This window comes from Stutzerimonas sp. FeSN7, from assembly GCF_030263795.1.
GTDB lineage: Bacteria > Pseudomonadota > Gammaproteobacteria > Pseudomonadales > Pseudomonadaceae > Stutzerimonas > Stutzerimonas stutzeri.
On the sequence record NZ_JARPMN010000001.1, the window covers coordinates 3,872,780 to 3,892,877 of the forward strand.

22 protein-coding genes are annotated in these 20,098 nt (G+C 62.5%); 18 read left to right on the forward strand and 4 right to left on the reverse strand.

All coding sequences use genetic code 11. The annotated features are described in order from the left end of the window. Window position 1: 1 nt before the first annotated feature. From P5703_RS18525 to P5703_RS18540, 4 genes are all read right to left on the reverse strand, one after another. Window positions 2-1,237: an efflux RND transporter periplasmic adaptor subunit gene (locus P5703_RS18525; RefSeq protein WP_023464561.1), complete on the reverse strand. Its 1,236-nt coding sequence runs from the start codon at window positions 1,235-1,237 to the stop codon at window positions 2-4. Continuing rightward, window positions 1,234-2,481 carry a TolC family protein gene (locus tag P5703_RS18530; RefSeq protein WP_031299070.1) on the reverse strand — a complete coding sequence of 416 codons (1,248 nt, stop codon included), beginning with the start codon at window positions 2,479-2,481 and terminating at the stop codon, window positions 1,234-1,236. The genes P5703_RS18525 and P5703_RS18530 overlap by 4 nt, the downstream gene beginning before the upstream one ends. Window positions 2,482-2,617: 136 nt before the next feature. Next, complete coding sequence (locus P5703_RS18535) at window positions 2,618-3,610, reverse strand: M56 family metallopeptidase (protein ID WP_171972705.1); 993 nt, start codon at window positions 3,608-3,610, stop codon at window positions 2,618-2,620. A gap of 3 nt (window positions 3,611-3,613) precedes the next feature. Next, the gene (locus tag P5703_RS18540) at window positions 3,614-4,057 is read right to left on the reverse strand and encodes a BlaI/MecI/CopY family transcriptional regulator (protein ID WP_162836288.1); all 444 of its coding nucleotides are present in this window, start codon (window positions 4,055-4,057) and stop codon (window positions 3,614-3,616) included. Window positions 4,058-4,316: 259 nt separating this feature from the next. Here P5703_RS18540 and P5703_RS18545 point away from each other — a divergent pair, with 259 nt between their 5' ends. The 18 genes from P5703_RS18545 to P5703_RS18630 all read left to right on the forward strand — a co-directional run bounded on the left by P5703_RS18545 (window position 4,317) and on the right by P5703_RS18630 (window position 20,013). Next, on the forward strand, window positions 4,317-5,216 hold the full coding sequence (locus P5703_RS18545) for a LysR family transcriptional regulator (protein ID WP_023464558.1): 900 nt from the start codon (window positions 4,317-4,319) through the stop codon (window positions 5,214-5,216). 749 nt (window positions 5,217-5,965) lie between these two features. Continuing rightward, window positions 5,966-6,664, forward strand: coding sequence for a hypothetical protein (locus P5703_RS18550; protein ID WP_234492733.1), 699 nt, complete (start codon window positions 5,966-5,968; stop codon window positions 6,662-6,664). A 109-nt stretch (window positions 6,665-6,773) separates the two neighbouring features. Then, the gene (locus P5703_RS18555; RefSeq protein WP_023464556.1) at window positions 6,774-6,992 is read left to right on the forward strand and encodes an AlpA family transcriptional regulator; all 219 of its coding nucleotides are present in this window, start codon (window positions 6,774-6,776) and stop codon (window positions 6,990-6,992) included. A gap of 44 nt (window positions 6,993-7,036) precedes the next feature. Further along, entirely contained in the window at window positions 7,037-7,888 is an 852-nt protein-coding gene (locus P5703_RS18560; protein WP_425090077.1) for a ParA family protein, read from the forward strand. Then, entirely contained in the window at window positions 7,885-8,127 is a 243-nt protein-coding gene (locus P5703_RS18565) for a type II toxin-antitoxin system HicA family toxin (RefSeq protein WP_279641786.1), read from the forward strand. The genes P5703_RS18560 and P5703_RS18565 overlap by 4 nt, the downstream gene beginning before the upstream one ends. Continuing rightward, window positions 8,120-9,841 (forward strand): ParB family protein, encoded by a 1,722-nt coding sequence (locus tag P5703_RS18570; RefSeq protein WP_279641787.1) that lies wholly within the window; start codon window positions 8,120-8,122, stop codon window positions 9,839-9,841. Before P5703_RS18565 ends, P5703_RS18570 begins: the two co-directional genes overlap by 8 nt. A gap of 16 nt (window positions 9,842-9,857) precedes the next feature. After that, on the forward strand, window positions 9,858-10,418 hold the full coding sequence (locus P5703_RS18575) for a DUF2857 domain-containing protein (RefSeq protein ID WP_279641788.1): 561 nt from the start codon (window positions 9,858-9,860) through the stop codon (window positions 10,416-10,418). Window positions 10,419-10,421: 3 nt separating this feature from the next. Continuing rightward, the gene (locus P5703_RS18580; protein ID WP_159558684.1) at window positions 10,422-11,627 is read left to right on the forward strand and encodes an STY4528 family pathogenicity island replication protein; all 1,206 of its coding nucleotides are present in this window, start codon (window positions 10,422-10,424) and stop codon (window positions 11,625-11,627) included. Between the two features lie 146 nt (window positions 11,628-11,773). Beyond that, the gene (locus P5703_RS18585; RefSeq protein ID WP_012639362.1) at window positions 11,774-12,562 is read left to right on the forward strand and encodes a PFL_4669 family integrating conjugative element protein; all 789 of its coding nucleotides are present in this window, start codon (window positions 11,774-11,776) and stop codon (window positions 12,560-12,562) included. Next, a complete protein-coding gene (locus P5703_RS18590) occupies window positions 12,559-13,110 on the forward strand; it encodes a DUF3158 family protein (protein WP_012639363.1) in 552 nt (183 codons plus the stop codon). The genes P5703_RS18585 and P5703_RS18590 overlap by 4 nt, the downstream gene beginning before the upstream one ends. Continuing rightward, a complete protein-coding gene (locus P5703_RS18595; protein ID WP_012639364.1) occupies window positions 13,107-13,505 on the forward strand; it encodes a single-stranded DNA-binding protein in 399 nt (132 codons plus the stop codon). Before P5703_RS18590 ends, P5703_RS18595 begins: the two co-directional genes overlap by 4 nt. A 214-nt stretch (window positions 13,506-13,719) precedes the next feature. Continuing rightward, on the forward strand, window positions 13,720-14,232 hold the full coding sequence (locus P5703_RS18600; RefSeq protein WP_279641789.1) for a hypothetical protein: 513 nt from the start codon (window positions 13,720-13,722) through the stop codon (window positions 14,230-14,232). After that, complete coding sequence (locus tag P5703_RS18605) at window positions 14,207-14,503, forward strand: hypothetical protein (RefSeq protein ID WP_218186918.1); 297 nt, start codon at window positions 14,207-14,209, stop codon at window positions 14,501-14,503. Before P5703_RS18600 ends, P5703_RS18605 begins: the two co-directional genes overlap by 26 nt. 33 nt (window positions 14,504-14,536) lie before the next feature. Beyond that, the gene (locus tag P5703_RS18610; protein ID WP_285588774.1) at window positions 14,537-15,562 is read left to right on the forward strand and encodes a DUF4917 family protein; all 1,026 of its coding nucleotides are present in this window, start codon (window positions 14,537-14,539) and stop codon (window positions 15,560-15,562) included. A gap of 143 nt (window positions 15,563-15,705) precedes the next feature. Continuing rightward, window positions 15,706-17,721 (forward strand): DNA topoisomerase III, encoded by a 2,016-nt coding sequence (locus P5703_RS18615; protein ID WP_121721630.1) that lies wholly within the window; start codon window positions 15,706-15,708, stop codon window positions 17,719-17,721. An 800-nt stretch (window positions 17,722-18,521) separates the two neighbouring features. Further along, window positions 18,522-18,755, forward strand: a complete 234-nt coding sequence (locus P5703_RS18620; RefSeq protein WP_121721629.1) for a hypothetical protein — start codon at window positions 18,522-18,524, stop codon at window positions 18,753-18,755. 33 nt (window positions 18,756-18,788) lie between these two features. Next, entirely contained in the window at window positions 18,789-19,181 is a 393-nt protein-coding gene (locus P5703_RS18625) for a hypothetical protein (protein WP_121721628.1), read from the forward strand. A 106-nt stretch (window positions 19,182-19,287) separates the two neighbouring features. Continuing rightward, entirely contained in the window at window positions 19,288-20,013 is a 726-nt protein-coding gene (locus P5703_RS18630) for a DUF5983 family protein (protein WP_121721627.1), read from the forward strand. Window positions 20,014-20,098: the final 85 nt, after the last annotated feature.

Genomic DNA, 20,098 nt, shown 5'->3' on the forward strand with positions numbered 1-20,098 from the left:
CTCAGTGGTCGTGGCTGGCGCCGGACTTTTCGATGTCCTGGCGAATCAGGAAACTCTGTTCGGTCACGTAGGGTGTGCCGGGTTTGAGCCCACCCAACACTTCGGCGTAGTCGCCATCACGATCACCGAGTTCAAGCATACGGACCTCATAGGTCTCGCCGACCTGCGCAAACACCACAGTGAAGTCGCGGAAGCGCTGCAAGCCCGACTCCTTCACCGCCAGCGCCACCTCGCGCGAGCCCACCGCGACCTCGGCCGCCACGGTCATGCCCGGCCGCCATCGACCCTCTGAGTTCGGAACGCTGACGCGGGCAATGACACTCTGGCCCGCCCCGGCCACCGGCAGCAGACGACCGATCGTTGCCTCGACAACGGCGCTCCCGGTCGCCGAGCGTATGCGTACCGACTGTCCCGGCTTCAAGCGTTCGGCATCGGTACCGATGGCACGCAGGTCTATCCATACCTGCGACAGGTCGGCCAGCTCGAACAGCGCGCCTGCTCCGGCCACGTCGCCGACGTTGGTGTTGCGCGCCAGTATCACGCCATCGAAGGGTGCGGTGATGGTATAGGTGCGCAGGCTGTCGTTGCTTTCGATAACGGCCAATGTCTGACCGCGCCGGACACTGTCGCCCTGTTGCACACTCACGGAGCGCACGATGCCGGGGAAGCGCGCCCCGACCAATGCCTGCCGGTTGGCATCCAGTTCAACGGTACCCATCAGTCGCACAGCATCATGAATGACGGCCGGACCCGCCGGTTCGACACGGATGCCGGCATCCTCCGCGATGGCCGCCGGGATGGTCACACGACCCTCGTAAGACTCATACGTCCAGGTAGACGTCTTGCCGCCCTGCTCGGCCGTCACGGCGACATCGAACGAATGCGGCTCGGTAACTTCACCACTGCCCGCCAGATAGTCGCCTTCCGGTGTGAAGGTGAATCGGTTGACCTCGCCATCCAGCCGGGAGAGCTCAACTATTGCGGTGACATCCTCGGGGGCGACCGGGTTGCCATCTCGGTAGGCGTAGAGCCGATAGTGCGGCGGCACGTTGGTCTCATAGATGGTGAGTTCCAACGCGAAGTCACCATCACGCAGTAGTCGGCCGTTGTGCGGCCCACGCTCGTAGTCTTCATTTGCCGCTTGTATACCCGCCGCCTCGTTGGTGGGGTCGCCGGAAGGACTGCAAGCGGCCAACAACAAGGGGCAGAGGAGAGTCAGAAGAAGTAGACGATTCATGGGGTCATATCCTCAACGGTAGCGGTGAGGCGTTCGACCTCGACCAGCAAAAGGTGATAACGACTGGAGGCTTCGACAACGCGCGTATGCAGGCCAAATAGCGTCTTCTGCGCTTGCGCCAGTGACATGAAGGAGAAGCGGCCGGCCTCGAAACCGTGACGAGTGGTCGCCAGCGCCTTTTCGGCCTTGGGAATCAAACTCGTATACAACGATTCGGCTTCCGTGCGCGCGCGCATCAGTTCCTGATAGCGCTCGAATAACGCCTGATGACGTTCGAAGCGGTAGACTTCGCGACGTGCCTCCAGCGCGGCGAGTTCCGCATTGGCTTGAGCGACCGAATACCCGGAGCGCTTGCGACTGCCCAGGGGTACCGACACCGACATCACCAGACCCTGGTCATTAAAGGCCTCCATGCGGCGCACGCCCAGGCTGACGTCGACATCGGGCTTGGCACTGGCTTCGGCGACCCGGCGCCGGGCAACGATGGTGTCGGCCTGCAATCGTGAGGCTTGCAGCTCGGGCGTCATCGGCAACCGTGAAGCCAGCGTCTCGAACGGCACCACCGTCGGCAATGCTTTCAGGTCTCCAACAACCTCGCCGAAGTCTGGCACCAGCGCTCCCCAACTCGATGCCAGCGCCATCCTGGCACTGGCAAGCTCGTGTTCCGCGCTCTCACGATCCAGCTCCGCCTCCGCAAGCGCGATCTCGGCAGCCAGAAGATCCGACTCTGGATTGCGAGCTGCCTCTACGCCGGCAGCGACCTCCCGGCGGGTACGCTCGGCCTGCTCAATACGTTCTTCGATATATTTCAGCCGCTGCTGTCCGGCGACCACTTCAATGAAGCGCGTGGCGGTCAGGCTGGCCAGATCAATCCGTACCGTATCGGCCCGGTGCTCCTGCTCGCGAACCTCGGCCCGACCGAGCGTCTGGCGGGCTTCTCGCTTGCCGCCAAGTTCAATGACCCGACCGATACGCAATGTCGTTTCAGCCGAATCGGCTCCGCTCAGGCTGCCGGTGCCAGCGACATTTTCCACCTCGCCACCGATGGTGTAAGACGGTGGCAAGCCCTCGCGATCCGCACGGGCTTGCACGGCCTGGAGCTGAGCCATTTCGGCGACGACGGAGGGATGAGCGGCCAGCGCGCGCGCGACGGCATCTTCCAATCGCAACGGGTCAGCGGCGTGGGCCGCGGACGTACCGCATAAGCCGATGATCCCCCACACTACTAAACGGAGCACCTTCATGAGAATCCTCGCAACAATAACAAGTGAACTAACGAATCCGCCCAACACGGACGCCCCACGCTCGCGCAAAACCATCATAAAACCGATCACTGATCGGTTTTTAGAATACAAAAATACCACGAGCAACCCTGTGCGCTTATCTTGTCAGCACGGCAATGAGCGATTCGGTCAAGAAGTGCAGCCAGCCGGTCGATAGACTGCAAAACGCCAGCACACCGACACCGAGGAACGCCCCCAGGTACGACACCGCTTTGCGCTCCGGCGCCAGCAAGGCCTCGACGCGCTCGGGAATGAAATCGGAGAAAAACGCCATCGACAACGGCCTGTGCTCCCTGGCGTGGTTCCGAAATATCTTTTCCACCGCAACGATGGTCTCGGCCACCACCAACGGACACCCCACAGCCGTTGCGGCGACGAAGTCGCAGCGCTGTTCCAGAGCAAGCTCCAAGTCGCTCAGCAACCGACGGCGAGTGCCAGGCAATTGAATGCTCGATAGCACGATGGCAATCAAACGGTGCTGGACGTCGCGATGAGCGATATGCGCCTGCTCATGCGCCAGCACAACGCGCAACTGCGTGGGATCGAGCTGCTGCAATAACGAGGTCGAAAGCAGAATATGGCCACGCCCGATGCCGCAGGCCAGCGCCATGGGTTGATCCGCGTCAAGCACATGCAGTTTGTCCGACTCTCCAGGACGCCGGCTCAATCGCAACATCGCGACCAGGGCCCGTCGAGCACGCCAGAGTCCCACCGCTGCTCGCGTCGCCAACCAGAGCGCATAGGTCGCCAGCAATGCCAGCGCCCCCCACAACAAGAGGCTCTGCCCACTGTCGCTCGGATGCCATACGCACAAATGCAAGAGAGAACCGGCGTGCTCATAACAGGCCGCGGCCCATCGGTCCGACCCATGAAACACTGATGGCATGACGACGATCATGGCCGCGTAGACAATACCCGCCAATGCTGGCGTCACGAGCGTCCACCAGACTATTCGCGCTCGCTGGACAGGTGTTCTACTCGACAATCGCCCGCGCAATGGATGCTCACAAACAGCAATGAGGAGGCTGAGTGTGATCGCCAGAACGAACCCAGCAAGCAGCGCAAATTGAAGTAGTTGCCCATGACTCATCAATCAATTCTCATCCAGCTCGGCGCGACGGCGCGCAATCGTTTCCTCCAATCGCTTGAGCTGGTCGTCGTCCGCTCGCGCGGCGAGATCGGCGAAAGCTGACAGCAACGCATCCGGCTGATGGCCTGCAACGCGGCGCACCGTGGACTCCACCAACTTCTGGATCAACTCCGGGCGTGACAACCTGGCCGAGTATTCGTAAGCATGACTGACCTTCTCACGTTGCAGGATGCGCTTGCGGAACAAACGCTCCAGCGTGGACTGCACGGTGTTCAACGTAATCGAACGCGAACGTCCCACGCGCCCGTAGACCGTCTTCGCGTCGGATGCACCGAAGCGCCAGATGTCTTCAAGCACGGCAATTTCCAGGTCGCCCAGAGGCGGCACATCGGGATTAGTCAACTTGTTGCACCCAAACGCTTGACTTGAGCGGCAAGTATCATCCATAAAAAACCGACCGTCAATCGGTTTCTGCTATCCTAGTACCGCAGACCGGCAACCGCCCCTACGCGCGGAGCGCCGATCCCGCAGCTCCGACGGGCTTTCGCCCGAGACGACCTGCCCGCTGATGCGGCCGCCACGCGAGCAGATCCAGGGTGCCTCCGTGTGACAGGTACGGCAGACGTTACCAGGAACCGGCGCGATGGCAGCGTCCATCGGTTTTAACTTCACAGCCAGGAGGTCGATCGACTCAAGGGTATAGCACATGGAACTACGCTATCTTCGGTGCTTCATTGCCGTGGCCGAGGAACTTCACTTCAGCCGTGCCGCGGAACGTCTGCACATCGAGCAATCCCCGCTGTCTCGCACGATCAAGAAGCTCGAATCCGACCTCGGCGTGATTCTGCTTGAGCGTACCTCCCGTGGTGCGCGCCTGACTTGGGCCGGCCAAGTGTTTCTGGAAGACGCTCGCCGCATCCTGCTTTCCCTCGATCAAGCCAAGGCCAATGCCAAGGCCGCCGCGACCGGCTATCGGGGCACGTTGCGCGTCGCCCTGTCCGATGGCATCGCCCGCGTCCGTCTGAGCGCGCTGCTCGCGCTATGCCGGGAGGAAGAACCGGAGGTCGAAATCCGATTGTCCGAAATGCCGTTCGCCCAGCAGTTGAAGGGCTTGCAAAACGATCTCTACGACATTGGCTTCACCTTCGCCGATGGGATTGACGAAGGCATCATCACCGAGCCAATCTGGCGCGATCCATTAGTAGTCGCACTGCCGGCCAGGCATCCGTTGCTGGCCCACAAGCGTGTACCCCTTGATCAAGTGCTGAGCTACCCTCTGGTGCTTTGCCACCCCGAAGTCTGCGCGGGTTGCAGCCTTCAGGTGGAACGCTATCTGCGTTCGGTGGATGTGGAGCCCACCGTGGCCGAGCGTGTGGCCACGCACGATCTGATGCTCGCGCTGGTCGCCGCCGGGTACGGCATTGGCTTCTCAAGCGCGGCACACATCGAGGCGTGTCGCACCACCGACGTGATTGCGCGACCTCTTGCCGGACGTTCATTCGTGCTGACGACCCATCTTCTGAGGCCAGACAACGAGCCCTCCGAACAGTTGACCAATTTCATCCGGCGCGTTCGTAAAATTGCCGCCGACTTTTCTGTGTCGTGATCGGCATCAGCACACGGTTACCCGACGAGCAGGCCGGCACGCCTGCCCGACAGATTCCCATACTTAATTACCTGTCGTCGCAGGTGGCAAGCTGATTCCCACCAAACTATGGGGCAGGAAAACAGGCGAACAACGAGAGGCTGACGTTGAGACAACATCGCTCAGCAGAGGTGTCACGGTCAAAAGCTATTGCTTTTTGGATCTTCATCAAGACCTCTACGACATAGCTCATAGTGCTTTCCGTTGCCATGCCGCAACCAACATTGCATATATGCTCGCTCTGCAATATTCGACGTGACACGGCGGCAATCGGCCACTTACGACGCCAATCCCGCGGCGCGCGGAGCATTCTTAGGAGCATCACCTTCAAGACCTTCCAAGTCTGACCCAGGGCGCATTCCGCAATCGGACCTGAACAAGACCCTACGGGTCTTTACCGTTTCGTTACAAGCAAGAACACTTCAAAGTCCGCGCCAGCCAACACCAACCTGGCGGAGCGGGCTCACTTGGTCATGCACTGGATAGGTAGTGGATAGGTCAATATCGAAGAAATCGGGAGATGTGGCGCTGCTTATACATCCTCAACACTGCCGAGCATCCGTAGCTGCTGTTGGGTCGCGGTCAGACAGCGAACACCTAACGACATCCGTCCAAGTGAAACGTGGAGGCTTTTGTCGGAGGAGCCGAATGGCTGGCACATTATGCACAAGACCCGATTCCCTCATCATTCAAAGGTGTTCTATCACCCCATGGAAGCCGCCATCAGATGGTCCAATCTGATTCGGTTTGAAGATCAAATTCTCCAAAAAATAGGGGCAAAGAAAATACCCGGACAGGATGACTTCCCCCGGTGGCCGATGTTGCGTCTCAACACCGAGCGCATCTTTGACGCGCTTTGGAATGGCGATCTCGCGTATGGCAGAGCGGGCATCACCATTGACGACCCATCGCTGCTTGACGATCCGGCACTGACAGTCCGTCACGTTGACCTCAAAATTTGGATGTCGCTCTTCTACCCCGACCAGAAGCCTGAATTCCTGTTCGACGCGGTAGAACGACAAATGCACCCGGCCATCGGCGTCGAAACCATCCAGACGCTGATTGCTGAAAAGGAAGCACTCAGGATTCGTCTGGCGGACCGGGAACAGTCCTTCAATATTTTGTACGAGCAACATCAGTTGCTCCGCGAGCAGGCCAAGAGTTTGGGGGCGGCCGGGCGTGAGGTTTCGGCCAGAAGCGAGACGACCTATCTCAACATCCTCGGAGGATTGCTGAACATGATGCTCGGCAAGTCACCCGGCGGCATGCCGTACTCATCGTTCGAGACGATGGAATCCGTGATCAGCGCGCTACTCGCGCATTACGAAGGCCGCCCTGGCATCAGCGAGCGGACGCTGTGGGCCAAGTTTACCGCCGCCAAGCGGCACCTGGACGGCCACGCGCGCTGACTGCAATTGCAGTCCCGCACTCTGCAATTGCAGTGTTTTTCGCGGCGGTGACCCATTGAATACAAGGCACTTTCCGAACAGCGCCGATGAGCGTCAAGGAGTGCCCACCATGTCTTCGCAGACCACCGCCCCGGCGGCGCCGGTTGAACGTCGCATCCTGCGCCGCGCCGAAGTCGAAGCCAAGACCGGCTTCAAGCGCGCGCACATCTATAGCCTGATGAAAGAAGGCAGGTTCCCCAAGGCACTGCGTTTGGGCGTGCGCGCAGTGGGCTGGGACTCGACCGAGATCGACCAGTGGATCGCTGATCGCCTCAAAGAACGCGCCTGACGCTTCTCCTTTTCCGGTTCATCCCATTCCGTGAGGAGAAGCCCATGCAGGTGGTATCCATCATTTCGACCAAGGGCGGCGTGGGCAAGACGACCACGGCGGCCAACCTGGGTGGCTTCGCGGCCGACGCAGGGCTGCGCGTGCTGCTGCTGGACCTGGACGTGCAACCCACTTTGTCGAGCTATTTCGAGCTGCAAACGCGCGCCCCCGCCGGCATCTACGAATTGCTGGCTTTCAACGAGCAGGACATCGGCCGGCTGGTGTCGCGTACCGCGATCGCTGGCCTGGACCTGGTGCTCTCCAACGACGACAAAGGGCAGTTGAACACCCTGTTGCTGCACGCGCCGGACGGGCGGCTCCGGCTGCGCAATCTGTTGCCCGCGTTCCGCGAACACTACGACCTGCTGCTGATCGACACGCAGGGCGCGCGCAGTGTCCTGTTGGAGATGGCCGTGCTGGCCTCCGATCTGGCGGTGTCGCCAGTCACGCCGGAGATCCTCGCCGCTCGCGAGTTCCGGCGCGGCACCTTGCAACTGATGCGGGACATCGCGCCATACCGTCGCCTCGGCATCGAGCCGCCGCCGCTACGCCTGCTCATCAACCGCGTGCATCCGGTTTCCAGCAACGCGCGGCTCATACAGCAGGCACTGCGCGACCTGTTCCGATCCGAGCCCGGCATCGCGGTGCTCGATACCAGCATCCCCGCCATCGAAGCCTATCCGCGCGCATCGACCCAGGCCTTGCCGGTGCATCGCGTAGAACACCGACGCCCTACGGGGCGGACGACGCCAGCCGCTTTCGACACGATGCGCTCACTCGCCTGCGAACTGTTGCCAAATTGGGAACCGTCGTTCACTCGGCTGAAAGCGGGAGCACACCGGAGGAGCGGCCCATGACCACCGCGCGTCCCCGTAAGCGTGACAACAAGCGACTGAAACTGCTCATCGACTTCGCACTGAAGGAAGGTTGGGCGGTCACGCGCACATCGGTTGGACACCTGAAATTCACCAAGCCGGGCCTGCCTCCAATCTATACCGGCGCGACGCCAGACGATCTCCGCGCCGGCCTCATCGCGCGAGCTCGACTGCGCCACCGACCTGAAACGACGACAAGGGAGGCCAACGCCAATGGCTGAACTGACTCCCCCGGACATGGCAGCCAAATTGCTGGCCGAGCGCTTCGAGCGCAGCGGGCCGGTAGCCGATGTCCTGAGCGATCCCATCGCCGACACCCCCATGACAGTGACGCTGGATCAGCTCCAGCCGTATGACCTCAATCCGCGCGTCACGCGCAATCCGCGTTACGACGAAATCAAGGCATCGATCCGGGAGCGTGGCCTCGACGCGCCGCCGGCCATCACCCGCCGGCCCGGCGGGACGCACTACATCATTCGTAACGGCGGCAACACGCGACTCGCCATCCTGCGCGAGTTGTGGAGCGAAACGAAGGACGAGCGCTTCTTCCGCATTCCGTGCCTGTTCCGGCCCTGGCCCGAACGCGGCGAGATCATCGCGCTCACCGGCCACCTAGCCGAGAATGAACTGCACGGCGGCCTGTCGTTCATCGAGCGCGCCCTGGGCGTGGAGAAGGCCCGCGAACTCTACGAACAAGAGTTGGGCCAGGCGCTGACGCAGAGCGAGCTGGCGCGTCGCCTCAGTGCCGACGGCTATCCGATCACCCAGCCACACATCAGCCGTATGCAGGACGCCGTGCGCTACCTGCTGCCGGCGATCCCGGCCGTGCTCTACGGCGGTCTCGGCCGGCCCCAGGTGGAACGGCTGACGGCCCTGCGCAGGGCGAGCGCACGGATATGGGAAGCGCGCGGCGCGAACAAACGGCTGGCCGTCGATTTCCCATCGCTGTTCAACGACGTGCTCGCCCTGTTCGACGGCGACACCGACGGCTTCTCGATCAAGCGGGTGCAGGATGAACTCATCGGGCAGATGGCCGAGTTGCTAGAGGCCGACTACGACAGCCTGACGCTGGAGATCGGCGAGACCGAGAATCGGCAGCGTGCGCTGACCAGCGATCCGGCGCCCCCCGCACCGCAGTCCGGCAATGCCGCGGCCGCACCCGTAACGCCACAGCCACCGCGCTCGCCCGACCCGGCGCCGCCAGTTCCCATGGCGCAGCCCCCAGCCACATCGCCGAAGCCACCACGGATGCCGGAACCCCCGGCATCGCCCCCGCCCTCGGAAACGCCCGGCAGTGCGCAGCCTTCGGACGACGATCACGACGAACGCCTGCGAGGCCATATCGTGTCGCCGGCGCCGACCACCGAACGCTTGCAGGCGATCCAGCGCCTGGTGGCCGACCAGACCGGCGAGGCGCTGCCGGACTTCGAGGCGAACGTCTTGCAGGCAATCCCGGTGCAGGCCGGCGGTCTCTACCCGATTTCCGATGTCTGGTACATCGAACCGGGCCTGGACGCGCCGGATCGGCTGCGCGTGCATATCGCGCAGTTCGCGCACGAGATCGCCGAGGAAGCCGGACAGGCCGAACGCATCGAGGCGATCGACGACGGCATCGGCTTCCTTTGCGACATAGGCGCCCTATCGACGGACCCGCAGGCGATGCCGCTCATCGCCCGCGCAACGCTCACCCTGCTGCACGCCCTCAGTGCGGGATACCGGCCGGCGGCCGCAGCACCTACCGCACTCGACAACTTGCGCCTGACCGATGCCCTGGGGCCGCTGCTGCAGGGTCGGAAGAATGGCGACAAGGCGCAGGCCTCGCGCCTGAGCGACAGCGGCCTGGTCAAACTCTTTCGCCTGCTGCGGCTCGCGCGCCGGCTGCTGGAGCTGGAATCCGGCACGGCATCGGGCGCGCACGCCTCCACCGAACCGTAAGGCTGGGGGAGACGCGATGTCGGCACCGCATCCACTCAACCAGGCCGTGATCGCCCAGGCGCTGCACGATCTGCGCAACGGCCAGTTGCGCCGCTGCAAGGCCATGGGTTTCGGCGACCGGGAGCTGGACGCACTCAAACACCCGGAGCTGGTCAGCATGCTGGTCAACGCCACGGTGTCCTGGTGCTCGGTCAAGGTGAACCGCGAGGTGCTGCAACGCCTGTTGCACCAGGTGGAGGACGTCGAGAAGGAGATTGCGACCGTCGATCGCATGCTCCGCCTGGGGGCGAGCACAGAGATGGTCAGCAAGTTCTACGGCCTGACCCACCAGGAAGTGGCGTTGCGCCGGGACGTTCTCGGCCTGCCCAAACGCAAGGGCCGCCATCCGGTCTTGAGCGAGGAACAAGACACCGGCTTGTGGGGGCGCTGGAAGCCCGCCGTCGAGCAACGCGGCATCGCGCTGGACGACGACATGGCGATGCTCGACCTCACCCTCGATCTTGCCGAAGAACTCGCCCTGCCGGCCTCCGTCATCTGGGCGACGATTCGCGGCTGGATCGACCAAGGATTGGTGTAGGCCATGGAGATCGACAAGCCTCATCGGGGAGGCGGTCCGGTCTCGCTCTCCGCCCTGCTGAACGAGGCTGCTCAACGGCTGCCGGCCCGACAGACCGGGCCGACGGCCAGCGATGGATTCCTGTTCAGCGGCAACCGCCATGAGAGCGTGCCGCGCGCGCTGTTCTTCGATCATCGCCTCACGCCACTGGAACGCAACGCCTGGCAGGTGTTCCGGCTGCTGCTCGACGACGACGGCATCACCGCCTTTCCCACCTACGAACAACTCCGCCCCTACCTTGCCTCGACGCCGTGCGCGCCGAAGGCCTCCCACGAGACGGTGGCGCGCGCGCTCACGCTGCTGCGCCTGACGCGCTGGCTCAGTCTGGTGCGGCGTCGGCGCGATCCGCGCACCGGGCGCATCCAGGGCAACCTGTACGTGCTGCACGATGAGCCGCTGACGCCCTTCGAGGCCATGCAGCTCGATCCCGACTACCTGGACCTGGTAAGCCAGGCGCTGACCCATGCGAGCAAGGCGGTGCAGCACGTCGGCGTCCACACACTTCAGGAAGTCGCTGAAGACCCACTGCTCAACGGCCGCGCCCTGCCCACGCGCCTGCAGGTGCTGGCGCAGCGGTTGGCAAGCCAGGAGTGGAACCCACTCGAAAGTTATCCACAGGACGCGACGATTCACGAAACCGAAGAAGGCCCGAAAGCCCTTCTTCGGCACAGAGAACAGCAGCCTTCGGAATCCGAAGCGGGTCGCAAAGCCCCGTCAGACGCCCTTCTTCGGAATCCGAAGCAGGACCGTACTGTACGTAAAGAAAGTATTAAAAATAATAAAATACGTACAGTACCGCGCGCGCGAGAAAACCTTCGTCTGCCTCATCGCTTTCTCGCCTTGAAGGAGGAACAGCAGTCCGGCGCACTAGTCGCACTTCAGCGGGTGGACGACACCCTGCAACAGGCGGTGCTCGACGAATGGGCGGCCCGCTGCCAGGCCGGCGGCATCCGCAATCCCGCAGGTTATCTCTTCGGGGTCATCCAGAAAGCGATCAAGGGCGAGTTCCATGCCTGGGCTGGTCAGCCGGAACACGCACCGACTGCTATTTCACCGTCGTCTCTGGAATCGCTGCGCGCGCCCGAGCGCGACTGGTCTCCGCCAGCGATCGATCACGAAGCCGCGCAGCAGCATCTGACCCGCCTGCACGACCTGTTCAAGGAGTCTTGAAGCCAGCGCGCTATACCAGTGGTATAGCGCAACAGACTGCCTTCCCGACGCTGCAAACAGGCGGCGGCGCAATGCGGTTTGTTGACTGACAGCCTTCCCCTGCTTGTCGATGCTGGCGACTCGTTCATTCACAGCGAGTCGCTCTTATGGCAAACGAACCCCTGCAACTGAACCTCGGGTCGCTGCGCAGCGCGATGGCGTTGACGCTGCACACGCATCACGCCTCACGCATCTGGCACGGTCGCACGCCCGCCGAAGGCCGGCCCGGCATCATCGGCCTGAACGGCTTCATCTCCATCATGAACAAGCTCAAGCGCGGCGCCGAGCAGGACGACCCCTACTCGGACTGGTGGATGCTGCGCATCGAGGAAAAGATCGCCGACACCAAGACGCGCCTGCAAACGCTGCGCGAACAGGTTGACCAGGCGCTGGCCGACGTACCGCCCGCTCTCAGCCTGGGCGAGAACCTCAACGTGCAGCCGGTCAAGCTGCCCCTGTTCGTCAATTCGCAGTTGGGGTTCATGGCGGTCTACCTGCTGGCCGACTACGACGACCTAGCGCGGCGCCTGATCCTGGCGCATCACACGGCATTGATCGATCGCAGCACCTTGGAACGCTGGCTCAACGATGGCGCGCACGCGCTGCGCAGCCTGTTCTCCCTGGCCCAGCAGTACCGCTACTCCGGCACGACGCGCGATGACTTCGCGGCGAAGAACGCAGCAGCGCGCGCGGCATTGGAGAAGTTCGGCGAGCTGCCGACCGACGTGCTCGAAGGCACACGCCGCTCGCGCTTCGCGCCGCCGATCAACCGCCGGTCATCGCAGGATGGCAAGCAGGAAAGGACGGATACCCCGAGCGCTGCGCCAACCGACGAAGCCACGGAAGACGACGCGAACGACGACGGCGCCGCATCCGATGAGGATGAGCCAGCATGACGGAATCCACTCTCACCGACACACCGACACGCTTCACGCCGCTGGAACAGGCGGACTTCCAGCGCCTGGAACACGCAGCCTACCTAAAGGGCCTTTTACAACCTTTTAAGGGTAAGGGACGTTTGGAGTCCTGGGCCAACCAGTGTGCGGCGCTGCGCGACGACCTGATCGTGCTGGCGCAGCGACGGGTGCTGCCCCAAGCACGCGGCTATCCCTTCAGCCTGCTCGGTGTGCAACTGGCCCAGCAGACCACTGGCGCAGGCACGACCTTTCTGCGCTGGCGCAATCTCGACCGTTCCAGCATGGGCGTCGCCTTGTGGGAGGCGCTGCTGGCCGATCCCGCGACACCGGCATCGCTGATCGACGACCTCTACGCGATGGAGCTGCAACGCATCGCGCTGAACATGCAGATCAGCCTCACGCACAGCATTGCCCGCCAAACCCTGGACTGCGCCGGAAAGATGGCCCAGGCCGAAGCGGCTTACCTGCGGCGTATCCAGGGGCACGCCGCCTCGATCAACCCCACCACTTCCAAGGAGTCACCATGAGCACGCATTTCTTCGGCGAGGGCAACATCGGCTCTGCGCCAGACTATCGCGAGTTTGCCAACGGCAACGACGAGCCGCGCCGGCTGCTGCGCCTGAACGTCTACTTCGACAACCCGGTGCCGATGAAGGATGGCACTTTCGAGGACCGTGGAGGGTTCTGGGCGCCGGTGGAACTGTGGCACCGCGAGGCCGAACACTGGAGCACGCTGTACCAGAAGGGCATGCGCGTGCTGGTCGAAGGCCGCACCGTGCGCGACGAGTGGGAAGACGCCGACGAGAACGAGCGCGTGACCTTCAAGATCGAAGCGCGCCGGGTTGGCATCCTGCCGTATCGCGTCGAGGGTGTAACGCTGGGTGCCAAGGGGCAGGCCATGGAGCAACCCCACGACGAGTAGCCGCTGCGCAGGATCGTGTGAGCGGCTGGACCAGCCGTCAGCCGCTCACCGTGCGCCAGTTGTGCGCGGTTTATACCAGTGGTATAGCGCCATTGACGTCCATGGAAGGCCAATCGTCATGGACTTGAGCACTACTTCGATCTATAACTTGTTGTTTTTCCAATCTGTGAAATGGCTTGCCCCTAAGCCATCTTCCTAGAACGAGATAAGCAGCATGATCGGAGTCAGGACTCGTTATTCACTTGCTCAATTCCTTGAACTGCAGGAGCCCGCCGTGTGTGTCGTGATATTGGGCAAGTACGGCGTTCAGCACCTGTCGCTGTCGAGGGAGCAACTGCTGTACGACCTACTGAACACACTGCGCGGACTTGATGACCGCACGCTCATGCTGGCGCTGTCCGAGGTGGTTGCAACCACAGGTGATCTTCGGGCCAGAGTCAATCCGAAGTATCGGTTTGACGAGCGCATGCACGACTTGGCGCAGTGCCTGCTGCTGGACGGCTACATCATCCAGGAAAAGAAACTGGTCCAGACCGATCCGTCGATTGCCGATGCCGCGCCCTTGGAGGATGACCTGGTTACGGCATTGCAGAACTCTGGCGCCCCCCCGCGCGCAGGACATCATCGCCAAGATCAACGACTCGGCCGAGGCATTCCGGGCGACGCCGCCCGACTACAACGCATCGCTCGTCAACGCCCGAGTGGCGCTGGAAACCTTGGCCGTTGACGTGGCCACCCATGTCGCTTCGCTGCAGCAGAGTCCCACCACCTACAACCCGTCAAAATGGGGCGAGGTGCTTTCGTTCCTGCGCAGCAGCGGCGAGATCACGGTCGAAGAGGAAAAGGGGCTGGCTGGCGTGTTCGGTTTTCTGAGCCCTGGCGCCCATCGCCCGGTTGGCATCCCGGAAGACCAGATGACGCGGCTTGGCCGCTCCTTCGCGCTCAATATGTGCTGGTTCCTGCTCAAGAACCATCTCGCGCGAAGCCACCAGCCTTGAACTCACTGACTTCGATGCGCAAGGGAAAACAAGATGCCGTTTGAAATCAGGTCTTGGGAAGAAATCTCCAGAAGCTACGGATGCACGATCCTGCTCGGCAACGGCGCCAGCATTGCCGTCAGCCCGAGCTTCTCCTATGGATCACTGCTCAGGCATGCCGTTGAACAGCGCTTCCTTCCCGACGACGCCCAACGACTGTTCCAGTTCTTTCAGACCAACGATTTCGAGTTGGTTCTTCGGATCGTCTGGCAGGCGTCGAACGTCAATCGGTCGTTGCAAATCCCGGACCACCGAACCCATGCCGCCTACGTGAGTCTCAGAGACTGCCTCATTCAGACAGTCCGCGACATTCACCCGGAATACGATCAGGTCAGCGCGCACCTGCCGAGCATCTACCAATTCCTGAAACGCTTCAGCACTATCATCTCACTCAACTACGACTTGGTGGTGTACTGGGTCATGACCTATGGCCTGGAGATCGAGGATCAGCATGTGTTCAAGGATTGCTTCATAGGAGGCGGCGTCTTCTCCGACGACTGGCAACGGTTCAGGCAGCCGATCGGCAGGGAGCGCTCGACCACACTGGTGTTCCATGCCCATGGCAGCCTTGTGCTGTGCAGGAATTTGGTCGAGCAAGAACTGAAGATACACAACAGGGACGCTGGTCTTCTCGAAGCGATACTTCAGCTCTGGCAGAGTGAAAGCGTTGTTCCGTTGTTCGTGAGCGAAGGAACGTGGCAGCAGAAGGTCACGTCCATCCAGAACAGCTACTACCTCTCCACGGTCTACAGAGAAGTTCTGAAGTCACCGCGGAACACTCTCGTTGTTTACGGCTGGGGATTCTCCGAACAAGATCTCCATCTCTTGCAACGGATGAGTGGAACAGGGATCAATCGTGTGGCGGTGTCGGTGTTCCGAGGGGATCAGGTCTATTGCAACAGGGTCTTCCAGACGATCCGCGATACCTTGGGGTGGCACGTTGAGGTGGAGTTTTTCGACAGCGAGAGTCCCGGTTGCTGGATTCACGCTGCTCAGCAGGGTCTGCGCCCGGTCCCATAGACCTGCAAAGCCAAAGGCAAACACCGCACCCTGAACCCGTACAAGTTGGTGTCTGCCGCTGTCGCGTTGTTTGCTGCCGCATTCATTGCCCGCTGGGATGCTGACGATCATTCGATGACCGTCACGCACACTCAGGAGGCTTCATGCGCGTGTTTCTGTGCGAAAAGCCTTCGCAAGGCAAGGACATCGCCAGGGTGTTGGACGCCAGGCAGCGCGGCAATGGCTGCTACAGCGGTTCGGGCATCACGGTGACCTGGTGCATCGGCCATCTTGTCGAGGCGGCACCGCCGGAAACCTACGGCGAGCAGTACAAGCACTGGTCCATCGAGCAGTTGCCTATTCTTCCCGAGCGCTGGCGCATCGAGGTCAAGGCCAAGACCGCCGCGCAGTTCAAGATCGTGAAGCAGCTCGTCGCCCAGGCCGGCGAGCTGGTGATCGCCACCGACGCCGACCGCGAAGGCGAAATGATCGCGCGCGAGATCATCGATCTGTGCGGCTACCGTGGCCCGATCCAGAGGCTGTGGCTGTCGGCGCTCAACGATGCGTCGATCCGCAAGGCGCTGACTCAGCTCAAGCCGGGTGGCGAAACGCTGCCACTGTATTTTTCCGCACTGGCCCGTTCGCGCGCGGACTGGCTGATCGGCATGAACCTGAGCCGCCTGTTCACGGTGCTGGGTCGGCGGTCCGGGTATCAGGGCGTGCTGTCGGTCGGTCGCGTACAGACACCGACACTGAAACTGGTGGTGGACCGCGACCGCGAGATCGCACGCTTCGTCTCCGTGCCCTATTGGACTATCGACGTCACGCTGTCCCACGCGGGTCAGTCCTTCGCGGCAAGCTGGATGCCGCCCGACGGCACCACGGATGCAGCCGGTCGCTGCCTGCAGCAGCCAGTGGCGCAGCAGGCCGCCGACCGCATCCATGCGGGTCGTGAATCGAAGGTGCTGTCGGTGGAAACCGAGCGTGTGCGCGAAACCGCGCCGCTGCCGTTCGACCTCGGCACCTTGCAGGAAGTGTGTTCGCGGCAGCTCGGGCTGGACGTACAGGAGACGCTGAACATCGCGCAGTCCTTGTACGAAACACACAAGGCGACGACTTATCCGCGCAGTGACTCCGGCTACCTGCCCGAGAGCATGCTGGCCGAAGTGCCGACCGTACTCGACGCGCTGCTCGCCACCGATCCCGGCCTGCGCCCGTTGATCGACCGGCTCGACAGGACACAGCGCTCGCGAGTCTGGAACGACAGCAAGGTAACGGCGCACCACGGCATCATTCCCACGCTGGAGCCTGCGAACCTCTCGGCCATGTCGGAGAAGGAGCTGGCGGTATACGCGCTGATCCGTGCGCACTACCTGGCGCAGTTCCTGCCGCATCACGAATTCGACCGCACGCTGGTAGTGCTCGACTGCGCAGGGCAATCATTACAGGCTGTCGGCAAGCAGGTGATCGTGTCTGGCTGGCACCTGGCGCTCCCCGGCAAGGGGCAGGATGCGGCGGACGACGAGCAGGCTCAGCGCAGCCAGATCCTGCCGCCGCTGGACATCGGGGCGCGCTGCGGTGTCGGGCAGGTCGAACTGAAGGCACTGAAGACGCTGCCCCCCAAGCCTTACACCCAGGGCGAGTTGATCAGGGCGATGAAGGGTGTCGCCAAGCTGGTCACCGATCCACGGCTGAAGCAGAAGCTGAAGGAGACGACGGGCATCGGCACCGAAGCCACGCGCGCCGGCATCATCAACGGCCTGTTGGCTCGCGGCTATCTGGTGAAGAAAGGCCGTGCCATCCGCGCGTCGGATGCGGCCTTCACACTCATCGACGCGGTGCCGGCGGCGATCACCGACCCCGGCACGACGGCGATTTGGGAACAGGCGCTGGACATGATCGAGGCCGGCCAGATGACGCTGGACACCTTCATCGACAAGCAATCGGCCTGGGTCGCGCAGTTGGTTCAGCAGTATCGCGGCACCGTCCTGTCGATCAAGCTGCCCGAAGGACCGGCCTGCCCGGTGTGCGGTGCGGCGACGCGCCAGCGCAACGGCAAGAACGGTGCCTTCTGGTCGTGCAGCCGCTATCCCGACTGCAAGGGCACGCTGCCGGCCGAATCCTCGACGGGCAGGCGCAGGGCTTCGCGCCAGCGGCGCGCGGCGCCCAAGGCGTCCTGATGCCAACGAACACCTCTGCCGCGCCGGGATTTCACTGACGGCGAGGCAAACCGTCCCGCGCCCCGTGGGACTCCCCAGCGCGCGTCTCCTTCTGCAACGGTGTGCGCGTTCCGCTTGGCCGATACAGGCCACGGGACGAGAAGGTCGTTTCTCCACGAATGGCGCTCGCCGCCATTTCATTGATCGGTGTTCCTTCCGTTGATCGCGAGGGGTCTCCTGACGACTTGCCGGCCCTCCGGCGCTGCGCGAATCGTCAGGAGACCCCTCGGGTCCACGGTACTCGGTGCCGGTGCCCGCCGGCGAAACAACGGGTTCCCTTTGTGCGCGGATGTGTGCCAGAGGTTTCCGGCCCCAGCCACGAAACGGGTCGGGTGAGATTGCTGGACCAGCGGCAGGCTTTGACGACGGCCACGCCCTGCAACAGCCCACGGGTGGTGATTCCTCCCCGCCGAAGGCTCGCGCCTTCGGCTGCTTTTCCCTTCACGCCAGCGTTCGCTGCGCCGACGCACCACGCTCGGCAAGCAATCGGGCGATCACCGCGAGCGGATTTCGGCTCGCCAATGCACGCCAAGCCTCCGAACCTACACCCCATGCGCGCTGACCTCCGTCAGCACCATGCCCAGGCAGCTTCGGTCTTCAAAGCTGCGGCGCGGTTCTTCCGCGTTGACCGATCCAGTCCGCTTCGCATCGCTCCTGCGGACGATCGCCATGTCCTGGCGACGATGCTTCGTTCCACCCCACGGGAATCCGCTTCATCCCGTCGGGATGTGGCGCTTCCCATCCCTTCATAGGAGAGCACCATGTCCTTCGATCCTGTCGCACTCAAGCCCACAGGCCCTTCGGGTCTGCTGGCGCTGGCGTATGTGGGCAAAAGCCTGCCCTTGCAGGTGCTGCGCAGTGCCGCCGGGCACTACATCGGCACCTTCGACGACGACGGCCCCGTCTCCCGCGAGTCCGTCGAGTATTTCCCGAGCCACGAGGCCGCTCGCCATGCCCTGGAAACCAGCGTATGGACGCAGCGCCAGTACCCGTGATCCCCATCCATCTATCATCAGGAGAACCTCGTCATGAATCCGATGAGCGAGCAGGCGATCTTTGACGAGATCGCGCGCAACGATCTGCACTTCTCGAAAGCCCCCGACGCCTTTTTCCACGCCTGGAAGCGCGGCGTCGAACTGGTCGGCCCCGGCCTGTTCGGCAACGGCACGCAGGAATGTCTGAACCTGGCCGTGGACAAGTGGGACTTGTGTCCAAACGTCGCCGTCATCAAGAAGACCATCGGCACCATGAGTTCCGGCGAAAGGGTTTTTCTCGCCGCGATGGTGAGCTTCTACAACTCCAAGGACGGCGGTGCGCTGCTCAAGCGCGTTGGCGTCCACGGTCTGGCCGACCTGAGCGGCCTGGACCTGGAGCGACGCAAGATCATCGCCGCGCTGATCCTCAACTACACCGGCTGGTAACAGCACCTGCGGACCGTCATCCGTGACGGGCACCGTTTCTTTCATCCCTCTGGGGTCGATCCCCGGCAGGGGATCGGCTCCGCCTTTCCTCTACTGGAGAACCATCATGAACCCCACTGCCAATCCCGTTTCCAATCCCTTCGTCCGTGGCTACAACGGCCTTTCCATTCAGCGAATGATCGCCATCGCCTACGATGACGACTGCCCGCTGATCTATCTTCCGCTGCACGCCTCGCAGTCCCATCTGCGGGACGACCAGATCCAGCGTTTTGAATGCGTCTTCTGCGACGACTTCACCTTGATCACTCAAGGCCAAGCCGTGCCGGATGAACTGGACGCTCAATGCCGGAACCATGGCATCGCGCGCACGGTGATCTATGCCGTCATGGCGGACGACTTCGGGACGCCGGTGCATGTCGGCGATACCTATTCCGAAGAAGCCGCCCGCGACGTGGTGCGGAGGCTGACCTTCGATACCGGCCACTACAGCCGGTGCTGGGAGATCAGTTCCGGGCACCTTCCCGAGGAAACGATGCAGTACCTCGAAGACCTCGCGGACACATCCACGCTCACCGGCCTGTTGTTTGAAGCCTTCAGGATTCCCGACAGCGATGCCGTGGGCGTGAAGTTGATCGCTACGCCCTGGACCGACGCCAATCTCGAAATCGTCGATGGCCGCAATGCCCAGGCGCTGCACAACGATCAGACGGATGCGTGCGTCCCCACGCCGCTGCTGAACGTGATGCACCTGGCCGCCATGGCGGACGTGCGCATACTGGTCTTCGATCCGAACGCCGCGATACTGGACGGCCTGCCTGTCTACGAAGACTGACCCTCTCCACCTTGAGCCCCTTCACGGGGCTCTTTCTCTTTGTGCCCCACAGAAATAGGGATGGCTGCGGAAGCCGATTGACGGT

Excerpts from the sequence above, each read along its gene's own strand:
- P5703_RS18525 (WP_023464561.1), bottom strand. The coding sequence starts at position 1,237 with ATGAATCGTCTACTTCTTCTGACTCTCCTCTGCCCCTTGTTGTTGGCC.
- P5703_RS18530 (WP_031299070.1), bottom strand. The coding sequence starts at position 2,481 with ATGAAGGTGCTCCGTTTAGTAGTGTGGGGGATCATCGGCTTATGCGGT.
- P5703_RS18535 (WP_171972705.1), bottom strand. The coding sequence starts at position 3,610 with ATGAGTCATGGGCAACTACTTCAATTTGCGCTGCTTGCTGGGTTCGTT.
- P5703_RS18540 (WP_162836288.1), bottom strand. The coding sequence starts at position 4,057 with ATGGATGATACTTGCCGCTCAAGTCAAGCGTTTGGGTGCAACAAGTTG.
- P5703_RS18545 (WP_023464558.1), top strand. The coding sequence starts at position 4,317 with ATGGAACTACGCTATCTTCGGTGCTTCATTGCCGTGGCCGAGGAACTT.
- P5703_RS18550 (WP_234492733.1), top strand. The coding sequence starts at position 5,966 with ATGGAAGCCGCCATCAGATGGTCCAATCTGATTCGGTTTGAAGATCAA.
- P5703_RS18555 (WP_023464556.1), top strand. The coding sequence starts at position 6,774 with ATGTCTTCGCAGACCACCGCCCCGGCGGCGCCGGTTGAACGTCGCATC.
- P5703_RS18560 (WP_425090077.1), top strand. The coding sequence starts at position 7,037 with ATGCAGGTGGTATCCATCATTTCGACCAAGGGCGGCGTGGGCAAGACG.
- P5703_RS18565 (WP_279641786.1), top strand. The coding sequence starts at position 7,885 with ATGACCACCGCGCGTCCCCGTAAGCGTGACAACAAGCGACTGAAACTG.
- P5703_RS18570 (WP_279641787.1), top strand. The coding sequence starts at position 8,120 with ATGGCTGAACTGACTCCCCCGGACATGGCAGCCAAATTGCTGGCCGAG.
- P5703_RS18575 (WP_279641788.1), top strand. The coding sequence starts at position 9,858 with ATGTCGGCACCGCATCCACTCAACCAGGCCGTGATCGCCCAGGCGCTG.
- P5703_RS18580 (WP_159558684.1), top strand. The coding sequence starts at position 10,422 with ATGGAGATCGACAAGCCTCATCGGGGAGGCGGTCCGGTCTCGCTCTCC.
- P5703_RS18585 (WP_012639362.1), top strand. The coding sequence starts at position 11,774 with ATGGCAAACGAACCCCTGCAACTGAACCTCGGGTCGCTGCGCAGCGCG.
- P5703_RS18590 (WP_012639363.1), top strand. The coding sequence starts at position 12,559 with ATGACGGAATCCACTCTCACCGACACACCGACACGCTTCACGCCGCTG.
- P5703_RS18595 (WP_012639364.1), top strand. The coding sequence starts at position 13,107 with ATGAGCACGCATTTCTTCGGCGAGGGCAACATCGGCTCTGCGCCAGAC.
- P5703_RS18600 (WP_279641789.1), top strand. The coding sequence starts at position 13,720 with ATGATCGGAGTCAGGACTCGTTATTCACTTGCTCAATTCCTTGAACTG.
- P5703_RS18610 (WP_285588774.1), top strand. The coding sequence starts at position 14,537 with ATGCCGTTTGAAATCAGGTCTTGGGAAGAAATCTCCAGAAGCTACGGA.
- P5703_RS18615 (WP_121721630.1), top strand. The coding sequence starts at position 15,706 with ATGCGCGTGTTTCTGTGCGAAAAGCCTTCGCAAGGCAAGGACATCGCC.
- P5703_RS18620 (WP_121721629.1), top strand. The coding sequence starts at position 18,522 with ATGTCCTTCGATCCTGTCGCACTCAAGCCCACAGGCCCTTCGGGTCTG.
- P5703_RS18625 (WP_121721628.1), top strand. The coding sequence starts at position 18,789 with ATGAATCCGATGAGCGAGCAGGCGATCTTTGACGAGATCGCGCGCAAC.
- P5703_RS18630 (WP_121721627.1), top strand. The coding sequence starts at position 19,288 with ATGAACCCCACTGCCAATCCCGTTTCCAATCCCTTCGTCCGTGGCTAC.